This window comes from Streptomyces sp. NBC_00878 (assembly GCF_026341515.1).
Classification (GTDB): domain Bacteria; phylum Actinomycetota; class Actinomycetes; order Streptomycetales; family Streptomycetaceae; genus Streptomyces.
Window position 1 is genome coordinate 4161130 of sequence record NZ_JAPEOK010000001.1, and the last position, 13125, is coordinate 4174254.

Sequence of the window (13125 nt, forward strand, 5' to 3'; positions counted from 1 at the left end):
TCTCTCGGTGACTTCCGGAGAAACACAGCCAGACAATCCAGCAAATCGGTCATATTTACTCCTAGTCTGACATTGCGCTCGCCCGTTCTGTCCACAGGGCTTGCGCCTTTGTCCCCCTTCGGTTACTGGGAAGGACGGCCCACCGCCATGCCCGCAGATCTCGCCGTCATCGGTCTCGGCCAGCTCGGCCTGCCCCTGGCCCAGGCCGCCGTCAGCACCGGCATCTCCACACTCGGCTACCAGTGCGGCGACCCCGCGCCGCTGGCCGCGGCCGACCTGCGCCGGATGCTCTCGACGGGCTTCCGGCCGGCCACCAACCCGGCCGAACTCGGCCGCGTCCGCACCGCGGTCATCTGCGCACCGACCCCGCGTGGCACGGACGGCGCGCTCGACCTGGGCCAACTGGCCGACGCCGCCCGCACCCTGGCCGCCCACCTGCGCCCGCACACGACAGTGATCCTGGAGTCCCCCGTGTACCCGGGTACGACCGAGGAATTCCTCCGGCCGCTCCTCGAAGAGGGCTCCGGCCTCCGCGCGGGCCGCGACTTCCACCTCGCGTACTCACCCAGCCGCGTCGACCCGGGCAACCGCGACCACACCCCCGCCAACACCCCGAAGGTCATCGGCGGCCTCACCCCCGCCTGCACCGAGTCGGCCGCCGCGTTCTACGGGCGCCTCACCGACAAGGTCGTACGCGCGCGTGGACCACGAGAAGCGGAAACCGTGCAGCTCCTGGAGACCAACTACCGGCACGTCAACATCGCCCTCGTCAACGAGATGGCGGTCCTCTGCCACGACCTGGGCGTCGACCTGTGGGACGTCATCCGCTGCGCCGAGACCAAGCCGTTCGGTTTCCAGGCCTTCCGCCCCGGTCCCGGCGTCGGTGGACACGCCGTCCCCCGGGACCTCGCGGGCCCGAGGACCCGCTCCCTGCGCATGGTCGAACTGGCCCAGCAGGTCAACAACCACATGCCCCAGTACGTCATCCAGCGCGCGGCCACGCTCCTCAACGAGCACGGCAAGTCCGCCCGCGGGGCGCGCGTGCTCCTCCTCGGCGTCACCTACAAGCCCGACCACGCCGACCAACAGGGCTCCCCCGCCAAGGAGATCGCGACCCGCCTGATGGAACTCGGCGCCGCCGTCAGCTACCACGACCCGCTCGTCCCGTCCTGGAGCATCCTCGACCGCCCGGTCCCCCGCGTGGACTCGCTCTACGAGGCGGCAGCCGACGCGGACCTGACGATCCTCCTCCAGCAACACCGCACGTACGACTTGCAAGGGCTGTCGGTGAAGGCGCAGCTGCTGCTGGACACGCGGGGGGCTACGCCTACGGGGGCGGCGCACAGGTTGTGACCGGGGGCGCGCGGGGCGATCCCGAGCCTCTGGGGCTGGTGGCACAGAGCGCTCCACGCCGGTACCGTACAAAAGGTGGAGCCCACCGCAGGTGGTGCTGCGGCAGGCTCCTGAAAAGTGGTCGGAGTGTCCACCCCTAGTTGTCGTGGGGGTGGCCGCTCACTTTCCGTAGATCCGCAAGATCCACCTCCTCCGGCACTTCACCATCCGCAGACGGATCCGGTCCCAGCGATTGGGCTTGCGGTGGCGGCCCATAGGCGCCCCCTTCCACGACGCCGCCCAGTGACCCGGTAGACGGCACGTCGGAAATCGGGCCGGGCCCCGAGGGCCGGGGTCCGGAACGTTGTCCTTGGAAGGGGGCACCCCAGACAACTGGGGCGCCGAAGAGGGACGCTATCGCCTCTGCGTAGCCGTCCAGCGCGCATTGGCTCCGAACGCAACCACGCGCCCCCGGCCGCAAAACGCGCCCCACCAGGGCCACTTGAACACGCGAAGGGGCCCGGTCACCCACGTGAGTGAGGGCCAGGCCCCTTCGTCAGTTCAGGCCACGCCAAGCCGAGCGCGACGTCGCGTCACCGCTTGTGCTGCGAGTCCGCCACAGTGACCTCGACCCGCTGGAACTCCTTGAGCTCGCTGTACCCGGTCGTGGCCATGGCCCGCCGCAGCGCGCCGAAGAAGTTCATCGAACCGTCGGGCGTGTGCGAGGGTCCGGCGAGGACCTCCTCGATGGTGCCGACCGTGCCGAGGTCGACCTTCTTGCCGCGCGGCAGCTCGTCGTTGACGGCCTCCATGCCCCAGTGGTGGCCCCGGCCGGGCGCGTCGGTGGCGCGTGCGAGCGGGGAGCCCATCATCACGGAGTCGGCGCCACAGGCGATCGCCTTGGGGAGGTCACCGGACCAGCCGACACCGCCGTCCGCGATCACGTGCACGTACCGCCCGCCGGACTCGTCCATGTAGTCGCGGCGAGCCGCGGCCACGTCGGCAACAGCGGTCGCCATCGGGACCTGGATGCCCAGCACGTTGCGCGTGGTGTGCGCGGCGCCGCCGCCGAAGCCCACCAGGACACCGGCCGCGCCCGTACGCATCAGGTGCAGGGCCGCCGTGTACGTGGCGCAGCCGCCGACGATGACCGGGACGTCCAGCTCGTAGATGAACTGCTTCAGGTTCAGCGGCTCGGAGGCACCGGACACGTGCTCGGCCGACACCGTCGTACCGCGGATGACGAAGATGTCGACGCCCGCGTCCACCACGGCCTTGGAGAACTGGGCGGTGCGCTGCGGGGAGAGCGCGGCCGCGGTGACCACACCCGAGTCGCGCACCTCCTTGATGCGCTGCCCGATCAGGTCCTCCTTGATGGGAGCCGCGTAGATCTCCTGGAGACGGCGGGTCGCGGTGGCCGGGTCCAGCTCCGCGATCTCGTCGAGGAGGGGCTGCGGGTCCTCGTACCTCGTCCAGAGGCCTTCGAGGTTCAGGACGCCCAGGCCGCCGAGCTCGCCGATACGGATGGCGGTGGCCGGGGAGACGACCGAGTCCATGGGGGCGGCCAGGAACGGCAGCTCGAAGCGGTAGGCGTCGATCTGCCAGGCGATCGAGACCTCCTTCGGGTCTCGCGTACGGCGGCTCGGGACGACGGCGATGTCGTCGAAGGCGTACGCCCGGCGGCCGCGCTTGCCGCGCCCGATCTCGATCTCAGTCACGTGTGTGGCCTTTCCCTCTTCGGTTCTGCGCCTCCCAGTATCACCGACACCTACGACAAGGGCGGTCCCGGAGCCTCCGGGACCGCCCTTGGACGTGCGTCCCGTGCTCCACGCGCGCGTGGAGCACGATGCCGAACTGGTGGCGACTGCTGGTGACGCCTACTGGTTGCGGCTGTAGTTCGGTGCCTCGACCGTCATCTGGATGTCGTGCGGGTGGCTCTCCTTGAGGCCCGCCGACGTGATCCGAACGAAGCGGCCCTTGGTCTCCATCTCGTCGATGGAGGCGGCGCCGACATAACCCATGGTCTGGCGCAGACCGCCGACGAGCTGGTGCAGCACGTTGGCCAGCGGGCCGCGGTAGGGCACCTGGCCCTCGATGCCCTCGGGCACGAGCTTGTCGTCGGAGGCCACCTCGGCCTGGAAGTAGCGGTCCTTCGAGTACGACCTGCCCTGGCCGCGGGACTGCATGGCACCGAGCGAGCCCATGCCGCGGTACGACTTGAACTGCTTGCCGTTGATGAAGAGCAGCTCGCCGGGCGACTCCTCGCAGCCGGCGAGGAGGCTGCCCAGCATCACCGTGTCGGCGCCGGCGGCCAGTGCCTTGCCGATGTCTCCGGAGTACTGCAGTCCGCCGTCGCCGATCACCGGGACACCGGCGGCGCGGGCCGCGAGGGCCGCTTCGTAGATGGCCGTGACCTGCGGGACACCGATGCCGGCGACCACGCGGGTGGTACAGATCGAGCCGGGGCCCACGCCGACCTTGACGCCGTCGACACCGGCGTCGATCAGGGCCTGGGCGCCGTCACGGGTGGCGACGTTCCCGCCGATCACGTCGACGCCGACGCTCGACTTGATCTTCGCCATCCAGTTGAGGGCGTTGCTGTTGTGCCCGTGCGAGGTGTCGACGATCAGGAAGTCCACACCGGCCTCGGCGAGCGCCTGCGCCCGCTCCAGCGCCTCGGGGCTCGCGCCGACCGCGGCACCCACGAGGAGACGGCCCTCGCCGTCCTTCGCCGCGTTCGGGTACTTCTCGGCCTTCACGAAGTCCTTGACCGTGATGAGGCCCTTGAGGATGCCCGCGTCGTCGACCAGCGGAAGCTTCTCGATCTTGTGGCGGCGGAGCAGCTGCATGGCGTCGTTGCCGGAGATGCCGACCTTGCCGGTGACCAGGGGCATCGGGGTCATGACCTCGCGCACCTGACGGGAGCGGTCGGTCTCGAAGGCCATGTCGCGGTTGGTGACGATGCCGAGCAGCTTCTTGTTGCCGTCGGTGACCGGTACGCCGCTGATGCGGAACTTGGCGCACAGGGCGTCGGCCTCGGCGAGCGTCGCGTCCGGGTGCACCGTGATCGGGTCGGTGACCATGCCGGACTCGGAGCGCTTCACGAGGTCGACCTGGTTGACCTGGTCCTCGATGGACAGGTTCCGGTGCAGTACGCCGACGCCGCCCTGGCGGGCCATGGCGATCGCCATGCGCGACTCGGTCACCTTGTCCATCGCCGCCGACAGCAGCGGGATGTTCACGCGCACGTTGCGGGAGATGCGGGACGAGGTGTCGACCGCGCCCGGCAGCACGTCAGAAGCGCCCGGCAGCAGCAGCACGTCGTCGTAGGTCAGCCCGAGTGTCGCGAATTTCTCGGGCACTCCGTCGACGTTTGCAGTCATGACACCTTCCCCAAATGGCCTTGATCGGTGCGGATGTCCATGCTAACGGGAAGCATGGCTCTCTCATTCCACGGTTGCGGGTGCCCCTGGGCTTCGTAGCTTCGTACGTGGAGGACGACCGCCGCGTTCATCCGGCGTGCGCCCGCCTGAGGTACGGGCCTTGGGCGGGCGGTGGACGGATCCTGCCCCCGCATCGCCGCCCCGCTCCTCGCCCGGGACGGCGGGAAAAATTTGCCGTACTGATGAGAAAGGCCACTCTGCCGACGGGAGGCTCGCACGACGAGTGACCGACCTCTGCGCACCACCGGTCCCTGCGCCCACCGGTCCCTGCGCACCGCCGATGCCTGCCCACCACCGGTCCCTGCGCACCAGCCGCCGGACCGCCCGTCGGACCGGCTCGTCCGACCACACCTCGGGCCCGTTTCGTCCGACCGCCTCGCCGCCCGACCGCTCGTCTCGCCGCCCGATCGATCGCTCGCCCGCCCGTCGGACCGGCGCCCGCCCAGGAGCCCCGGCCCCGCCCAGAAGGGGACCTACTGCTCCGCCAGAGCCCGCAAGCGGCTCAGCGCCCGGTGCTGGGCGACCCGGACCGCGCCCGGTGACATGCCCAGCATCTGGCCCGTCTCCTCAGCCGTGAGGCCTACCGCGATCCTCAGCAGGAGAAGCTCCCGCTGGTTCTCGGGGAGGTTGGCCATGAGCTTCTTGGCCCACTCGGCGTCGCTGCTGAGGAGGGCACGCTCCTCGGGGCCGAGCGAGTCGTCCGGCCGCTCGGGCATCTCGTCCGACGGCACCGCCGTCGAGCCGGGATGGCGCATCGCGGCACGCTGCAGATCGGCGACCTTGTGCGCGGCGATGGCGAAGACGAACGCTTCGAAGGGGCGCCCGGTGTCCTTGTACCGCGGCAGCGCGAGGAGCACCGCGACACAGACCTCCTGGGCCAGGTCCTCCACGAAGTGCCGTGCGTCGCCCGGCAGTCGGGACAGTCGCGTACGGCAGTAGCGCAGCGCGAGGGGGTGGACATGGGCGAGCAGGTCGTGCGTGGCCTGCTCGTCGCCGTCGACCGCGCGATGTACGAGCGCACCAATTGCCCCTTGGGCAGTGGCCGCCTCGTCGTCGCGCATCGGTCCATGGTGCCTTGGCGTCGTCCTGTCCGTGGCACCGCGTCCGTAGTTGTGCACCGAAGCGTTATGAGCAGGTGCGCCGGAACTCATCTCCTGCGCCCTCCCCTCCCGCTCGACCGACTTGTTCCCGAGGAACTCCACACCTCAAGGATGCGGCATCCGCCGGGAAACGGGGATCGCGCGCCCGAACGGCCGATTTCGATCCCCCGTCGGGTCCGGCCCCACCCGCCGCTCGGCGGGCGGGGACACCCGTACCCCCGCGGCGGTTCACCTAGCGGACCAGGCCCCATCGGAACCCGAGCGCCACCGCGTGCGCGCGGTCCGAGGCGCCGAGCTTCTTGAAGAGCCGCCGCGCGTGGGTCTTGACCGTGTCCTCGGAGAGGAACAGCTCACGGCCGATCTCCGCGTTCGACCGGCCGTGGCTCATGCCCTCCAGGACCTGAATCTCACGCGCGGTGAGCGTCGGCGCGGCGCCCATCTCGGCCGACCTCAGTCTGCGCGGCGCGAGCCGCCAGGTCGGGTCGGCGAGGGCCTGGGTGACGGTCGCACGCAGCTCCGCGCGGGAGGCGTCCTTGTGGAGATAGCCGCGGGCACCGGCGGCGACCGCGAGCGCGACACCGTCCAGGTCCTCGGCGACGGTGAGCATGATGATGCGCGCACCGGGGTCGGCGGACAGCAGCCGCCGGACCGTCTCCACGCCGCCCAGACCGGGCATGCGTACGTCCATCAGAATCAGGTCCGAACGGTCGGCACCCCAGCGGCGGAGGACTTCCTCGCCGTTGGCCGCCGTGGTCACGCGCTCTACGCCGGGCACGGTCGCCACCGCACGGCGGAGCGCCTCTCGGGCAAGCGGGGAGTCGTCGCAGACGAGGACGGATGTCATGGCCGTCCTCCGCAGCTGATGCGCGTCACCTTGAGCCTCCAGGCTGGTACGAATCGTCACCTGTGCGGTTGACGCTCTCGGACGCTTGCCCGAGCGCTTGTTCTTTCAACCGCCTCCGCACTCTCAACGACGGTCACCCGAAAGAGTTACGGGGCGGTGAGCCACGTTCGGCACTCTACGTGAGGGTGCGGACACGGTGCAGACACCCACGGTGGACCCTCAAGGTTTCACCACAACCCATGCCCCATTTAGCCGCTTTTCTTCCCATTTACTGGTGTCTGAGGCTAGATTCTCAATGAGTCATATTTTCATCTCCTTAGATCGTAGATGTACGGTCATGGGCACATAGCCGCCCAGAACGGCGACAAGGGGACAACGCAATGGCAGATTTCTCCCGCCTTCCCGGACCGAACGCGGATCTGTGGGACTGGCAGCTCCTCGCGGCCTGCCGCGGGGTCGACAGCTCGCTCTTCTTCCACCCGGAAGGCGAGCGCGGTGCGGCACGGAGCGCTCGTGAGAACTCGGCCAAGGAGGTCTGCATGAGGTGCCCGGTACGCGCGGAGTGCGCGGCGCACGCCCTGGCGGTGCGCGAGCCGTACGGCGTGTGGGGCGGCCTCACCGAGGACGAGCGCGAGGAACTCATGGGGCGGGCACGCAACCGCCTGGTCTCGGCGTCGACGTCGGCGTCCGGCGGGGGCACTCCGCCACACCACTGAAGGAACGTTTCTCCGAACGGGCACGCGCGCGTGCCCCCACTTTCCGGTGCGTAAGCGCGCTTTCGGCAGGTCATCACGTTTCCGATGTGTCAGCGCGATTCCGGCGGGCCGGCGCGATTCCAGCGGGTCAGCGCGCCGCGGCCACGGCCAGCTGATCCAGCGTGGCCGCCACCGCGGGTACCTGGGCCAGGTCCGGCAGCGTGAGCGCGACGATCTCCCGCCGCAGCGCGGGTTCGACCATCACCATGCGCGCACCCTTGGGGCGTACGGACTCGATGGCGAGCTCCGGCAGGACCGCGACCCCGAGACCCGCTCCGACCAGGCCGACCACGGCCGGGTAGTCGTCGGTCGCGAAGTCGATACGGGGCGTGAAGCCCGCGCGCTCGCAGACCTCTACCAGCTGGCCGCGGCAGCGGGGGCAACCGGCGATCCACGGCTCGTCGGCGAGTTCGCCGATGGCGACCGACCGTGCCCGGGCCAGCCGGTGCCCCGCGGGGACCAGGCCGACGAGCCGGTCCTTGAGCAGGGGCCGTACGACCAGGTCGTCCCACTCCTCGGCGCCCGCCGCGCCCTCGTGCCGGAAGGCGAGGGTCACGTCGCAGTCGCCCTCGCGCAGCATCTCGACCGAGCGGGGCGGCTCGGCCTCCTCCAGGGAGACGCGTGTGCCGGGGTGCGCGGCGCGCAGGGCGGCGAGCGCGGTCGGTACGAGCGTGGAACTGCCGCTGGGGAACGACACCAGGCGCACGCGGCCCGCGCGCAGGCCCGCGATCGCGGCGACCTCCTCCTCGGCGGCCGTCAGCCCGGCGATGATGCCCGCGGCATGCCGTACGAGAGCCTCGCCGGCCTGGGTCAGGCGCATCTCGCGGCCCGTGCGGATCAGCAGAGGGGTGCCGACGGAGGCTTCGAGGGCCTTCATCTGCTGGCTGACGGCGGGCTGGGTGCAGCCCAGTTCGCGCCCCGCCGCCGAGAAGGAGCCGGTGGCGCAGACGGCGCGCAGCACACGGAGATGGCGGGCCTCGATCATCCTCCGAGCATAAGCGAATCTTGGATGCGGCGACGAATATCGCGTAAAAGCTTTGGATCCGAGGGGATCGGATCGCCTACCGTGCCGTCATGAAGCTTCTGTCTTTGAATCTGGGCCGCCCCAAATCCGTCGACTACACGGACCAGGCGGAGGGGGTGACCGGGATCGACAAGCGGCCGGTGGACGGGCCCGTGCGGGTGTTCGCGCCCGGGCCCAAGGGGGTCGGCGCGAGTGGTCTCGCCGGGGACTCGGTGTGCGAGTTGCGGCACCACGGCGGCGATCACCAGGCCGTGTACGCCGTCGCGCGCGAGGATCTCGATGACTGGGAGCACACGCTGGGACGGCCGCTGGCCTGCGGAATGTTCGGGGAGAACCTCACGACGGAGGGGCTCGACGTGTCCGGCGCGAGGATCGGGGAGCGCTGGCGGGTCGGCTCCGGGGTCGTTCTGGAGGTCACCTCCGGGAGGATTCCCTGTCTCACCTTCCAGGGCCATCTGGGTGAGAAGGGATGGGTCAAGCGGTTCACCGAGAAGGGGGCGCCCGGTGCGTATCTGCGGGTGATCGAGCCGGGTGAGGTACGGGCGGGCGACCCGATCGAGATCGTCCACCGGCCGGACCACGAAGTGACCGTTGCCCTCCAGTTCCGCGCGGTCACGACCGAACGGGGCCTGCTGCCACAGATGCTGGAGGCGGGGGACGCGCTGCATCCGGAGACGCTGGAGAAGGCACGGACGTACGTGGAGAAGTACGGCGGGGGCACGGAGCGACCGGTCTGACGCCGCCGTCCCGGCCGGGCGAATTGGACGGGCCAGGCGGATTGGCCAGGCCTAGCGAGTTGGAAAGGCCCGGCGGGTTGGAGAGGTCCGGCGCCAAAGGGCGGCACGGTCGCGGCACTTCGGTCCGAGGCGTCCGGCACCGTCGGCCGAGCCGGGCGGCCGGGGCAGGCGGCCGGGGCAGGCGGCCGGGGCAGGCGATCCGGATACTCCGTACAAATCCCGTCGCCGTCCGCCGCGTCGCGAAGACCGGGAGATGACGGGGCAGTTCGTCGTTGTGGAGGTTGTGGGGAAGGGACAGTCGTCGCGTGTACTTTCGGGTCATTCGGCGCGCGGACAGCATGAGCCAGGTCACTAACCTTGGGCCATGACAACGGCTCTAATTACGGGATCGACCGCGGGCATCGGTGCCGCCTTCGCGCGGCGGCTGGCCTCCGACGGGCACAACCTCGTGCTGGTGGCGCGTGACACGAAACGGCTCGGCGAGCAGGCGACGGAACTGCACGACCGACACGGCATCGAGGCGGAGGTGCTCACGGCGGATCTGGCGACGGACGACGGCATCGAGGCGGTGGCCGCCCGCCTCTCGGACCGTAAGAACGCGGTCGACCTGCTGATCAACAACGCCGGCTTCGCCAACAAGGGCGTCTATCTGGACGTACCGATGGAGGACGAGCTGAAGATGCTCAAGGTGCACTGCGAGGCGGTGCTCCGGCTGACCTCGGCGGCGACCGAGGCCATGCGGGCGCGCGGGCGGGGAGGTGTCGTCAATGTGGCGTCGGTGGCCGCGTTCCTGCCGCGCGGTACGTACGGGGCGTCGAAGGCGTGGGTCGTGCAGTTCACGCAGGGTGCGGCGAAGGACCTGGCCGGCAGTGGTGTGCGGCTGATGGCGCTGTGCCCCGGGTTCGTGCGGACCGAGTTCCACGAGCGGGCCGGGATGGGCACGGACAACATCCCGAACTGGATGTGGCTGGACGCCGACAAGCTCGTCACGTCCGCGCTCGCCGACCTGGCGCGGGGCAAGTCGCTGTCGATCCCGGACCCGCGCTACAAGGCGATGATGGGTGTCGTGAAGGTGACGCCGCGGGGGTTGCTCGGCGGGCTCAGTTCGAAAACGGGGCGGAAGTACGGGCCGAAGTGAGCCCGGTGGTGCGCGGTGAGACCGCCGGGCACTTAGGCGGCGGCACGGACGACAGAGGTGGATCCCCTTCAGCCAAACAGCTGGAGGGGATTTTCACTAAAATGGGGGTATTCAACCGGGCTCAGGGGGACTGGAGACTCAGGGGCCGGAAAACCCAGGGGGCCGGAAGGCGGCGCCATGACATTCGTGCAGCTGATCGACTGCAAGACCAACCGGTTCGACGAGATGAACCGGCTCATGGACACCTGGGTCGAGCAGACCCAGGGCAAACGGACCGCGTCGCACAGCGTGATCGCGAAGGACCGGCACGACGCGTCGCACTTCATCGAGATCGTGGAGTTTCCGTCGTACGAGGAGGCGATGCGGAACTCGAACCTTCCGGAGACCGACCGGATCTTCCGGGAGATGGTGGCGCTCTGTGACGAGATGCCGACGTTCACGGATCTCGACGTGGTGCGGGACGAGCGGCTCTACAAGGCCAGTGTCCGCAACCTCTTCGGGCTGTTCGCCGGGAAGGGCACACTGCCGTCGTGGGACGAGACCGTCGCGGAGAACTACCACGACCATGATCCGTCCAACGAGCAGGACGTGATCGGGATGGACGCCCTGCGCCGCGAGGTGGAGATGTGGCGGTCCGGGTTCGACTTCGCGTTCACCATCGAGGACCAGATCTCCGACGGCGACCAGGTCTGTACGCGCTGGACCTGGAACGGCACCCACAAGGGTGACTTCATGGGGATAGCGGCCACCGGCAAGCAGGTCACCATGACCGGCACGACCATTCACCGGTGCCGCGACGACGGCAAGGTCGTCGAGGGCTGGTGGCAGTACGACCGGCTGGGGCTGATGGCCCAGCTCGGGGTGCTGGACCAGCTCGAAGTCTGACCGCGTCGGACCGCGAGGGACCACGGCGGTGACAGCACGAAGGCCCGGTCCCCCGCGAAGCGATGGGGTTCCGGGCCTTCGCCGGGCGCCTACAGGGGCGTACGTACTTGTACGCCCCCTTGGGCTGCCCGAAAGCGGCTTACGCCTGGTGGGACCTAGTGGGAGTGGCCGTGGCCACCGTGGCCCGCGTCGGACTCCTCCTCGGCCGGCTTCTCGACGACCAGGGTCTCGGTCGTGAGGAGCAGGGAGGCGATGGAGGCGGCGTTCTCCAGGGCGGAGCGGGTGACCTTGACCGGGTCGATGACGCCGGCCTTGACCAGGTCGCCGTACTCGCCGGTCGCGGCGTTGAAGCCCTGGCCCTTGTCGAGCTCGGCGACCTTGGAGGTGATGACGTAGCCCTCCAGGCCGGCGTTCTCGGCGATCCAGCGCAGCGGCTCGACGGCGGCCTTGCGGACGACCGCGACACCCGTGGCCTCGTCGCCGGTCTTGCCGAGGTTGCCCTCCAGGACCTTCACGGCGTGGACGAGCGCGGAGCCACCACCGGAGACGATGCCCTCCTCGACCGCGGCGCGGGTCGCGGAGATGGCGTCCTCCAGACGGTGCTTCTTCTCCTTGAGCTCCACCTCGGTGGCGGCGCCGACCTTGATCACGCACACGCCGCCGGCCAGCTTCGCGAGGCGCTCCTGGAGCTTCTCGCGGTCCCAGTCGGAGTCCGTGCCCTCGATCTCGGCCTTGATCTGGTTGATGCGTCCGACGACGTCCTCGGACTTGCCGCCACCGTCGACGATCGTCGTGTCGTCCTTGGTGATGGTCACGCGGCGGGCGGTGCCCAGCACGTCCAGGCCGACCTGGTCGAGCTTGAGGCCGACCTCCTCGGCGATGACGGTGGCACCGGTGAGACCGGCCATGTCGCCGAGCATCGCCTTGCGGCGGTCACCGAAGCCGGGGGCCTTCACGGCGACGGCGTTGAACGTGCCGCGGATCTTGTTCACGACCAGGGTCGAGAGGGCCTCGCCCTCGACGTCCTCGGCGATGATCAGCAGCGGCTTGGAGGCGTTCGTCTGGATGATCTTCTCCAGCAGCGGCAGCATGTCCTGGATGGAGGAGATCTTGCCCTGGTGGATCAGGATGTACGGGTCGTCCAGGACGGCTTCCATGCGCTCCTGGTCCGTCACGAAGTACGGCGACAGGTAGCCCTTGTCGAAGGCCATGCCCTCGGTGAAGTCCAGCTCCAGACCGAAGGTGTTGGACTCCTCGACGGTGATGACACCGTCCTTGCCGACCTTGTCCATCGCCTCGGCGATGAGCTCGCCGACCTGGCTGTCCTGGGCGGACAGACCGGCGACGGCGGCGATGTCGGACTTCTCGTCGATCGGCCGGGCGGTCGCGAGGAGCTCCTCGGAGACCGCGGCGACGGCGGCGTCGATGCCCTTCTTCAGGAGGGCGGGGGACGCGCCGGCGGCGACGTTCTTCAGGCCCTCGCGGACGAGCGCCTGGGCCAGCACGGTGGCGGTGGTCGTACCGTCACCCGCGATGTCGTTGGTCTTGGTCGCCACCTCCTTCACCAGCTGGGCGCCGAGGTTCTCGTACGGGTCGTCGAGCTCGACCTCGCGGGCGATGGTGACGCCGTCGTTGGTGATGGTGGGCGCGCCGAACTTCTTGTCGATGACGACGTTGCGGCCCTTGGGGCCGATCGTCACCTTGACCGTGTCGGCAAGCTTGTTGACGCCGCGCTCGAGGGCGCGACGGGCGTCCTCGTCGAACTTCAGGATCTTCGCCATGGGAGCGGTTCAGCCCTCTCGGAAAACGTGGGTGAAACGAGCCGCGCCCCTGACACCCGGCTTCATAAGGTCGCGGGGGCCAGGGG

Annotated in this window: 11 protein-coding genes; 5 read left to right on the plus strand and 6 right to left on the minus strand. The window is 69.5% G+C overall.

Going from position 1 to position 13125, the window contains the following annotated elements; genetic code table 11:
• The first annotated feature begins 147 nt into the window (after positions 1–147).
• Positions 148–1353, plus strand: coding sequence for a nucleotide sugar dehydrogenase (locus OHA11_RS17315; protein ID WP_266497188.1), 1206 nt, complete (start codon positions 148–150; stop codon positions 1351–1353).
• 572 nt (positions 1354–1925) lie between these two features.
• On the opposite strand, the gene OHA11_RS17320 is transcribed toward OHA11_RS17315, so the two are convergent.
• The 4 genes from OHA11_RS17320 to OHA11_RS17335 form a co-directional block, all read right to left on the minus strand.
• The gene (locus tag OHA11_RS17320) at positions 1926–3050 is read right to left on the minus strand and encodes a GuaB3 family IMP dehydrogenase-related protein (protein WP_266497190.1); all 1125 of its coding nucleotides are present in this window, start codon (positions 3048–3050) and stop codon (positions 1926–1928) included.
• Positions 3051–3209: 159 nt separating this feature from the next.
• The gene (guaB, locus tag OHA11_RS17325) at positions 3210–4715 is read right to left on the minus strand and encodes an IMP dehydrogenase (protein ID WP_266497192.1); all 1506 of its coding nucleotides are present in this window, start codon (positions 4713–4715) and stop codon (positions 3210–3212) included.
• Between the two features lie 533 nt (positions 4716–5248).
• On the minus strand, positions 5249–5836 hold the full coding sequence (locus tag OHA11_RS17330) for a sigma-70 family RNA polymerase sigma factor (RefSeq protein WP_266497194.1): 588 nt from the start codon (positions 5834–5836) through the stop codon (positions 5249–5251).
• Between the two features lie 271 nt (positions 5837–6107).
• Positions 6108–6719, minus strand: coding sequence for a response regulator transcription factor (locus tag OHA11_RS17335; RefSeq protein ID WP_003948568.1), 612 nt, complete (start codon positions 6717–6719; stop codon positions 6108–6110).
• 380 nt (positions 6720–7099) lie between these two features.
• Between OHA11_RS17335 and OHA11_RS17340 the strand changes: the two genes are divergently transcribed.
• A complete protein-coding gene (locus OHA11_RS17340; protein WP_266497195.1) occupies positions 7100–7435 on the plus strand; it encodes a WhiB family transcriptional regulator in 336 nt (111 codons plus the stop codon).
• Positions 7436–7562: 127 nt separating this feature from the next.
• Here OHA11_RS17340 and OHA11_RS17345 read toward each other — a convergent pair whose 3' ends face one another.
• On the minus strand, positions 7563–8459 hold the full coding sequence (locus OHA11_RS17345) for a LysR family transcriptional regulator (RefSeq protein WP_266497197.1): 897 nt from the start codon (positions 8457–8459) through the stop codon (positions 7563–7565).
• Positions 8460–8548: 89 nt separating this feature from the next.
• Here OHA11_RS17345 and OHA11_RS17350 point away from each other — a divergent pair, with 89 nt between their 5' ends.
• The 3 genes from OHA11_RS17350 (at position 8549) to OHA11_RS17360 (ending at position 11258) form a co-directional block, all read left to right on the plus strand.
• A complete protein-coding gene (locus OHA11_RS17350) occupies positions 8549–9235 on the plus strand; it encodes an MOSC domain-containing protein (RefSeq protein ID WP_266497198.1) in 687 nt (228 codons plus the stop codon).
• A gap of 364 nt (positions 9236–9599) precedes the next feature.
• The gene (locus OHA11_RS17355; protein WP_266497199.1) at positions 9600–10373 is read left to right on the plus strand and encodes an SDR family oxidoreductase; all 774 of its coding nucleotides are present in this window, start codon (positions 9600–9602) and stop codon (positions 10371–10373) included.
• A gap of 177 nt (positions 10374–10550) precedes the next feature.
• Entirely contained in the window at positions 10551–11258 is a 708-nt protein-coding gene (locus OHA11_RS17360) for an ester cyclase (protein WP_266497200.1), read from the plus strand.
• A gap of 155 nt (positions 11259–11413) precedes the next feature.
• On the opposite strand, the gene groL is transcribed toward OHA11_RS17360, so the two are convergent.
• Entirely contained in the window at positions 11414–13039 is a 1626-nt protein-coding gene (gene groL, locus OHA11_RS17365) for a chaperonin GroEL (RefSeq protein WP_266497201.1), read from the minus strand.
• Between the last annotated feature and the right edge of the window lie 86 nt (positions 13040–13125).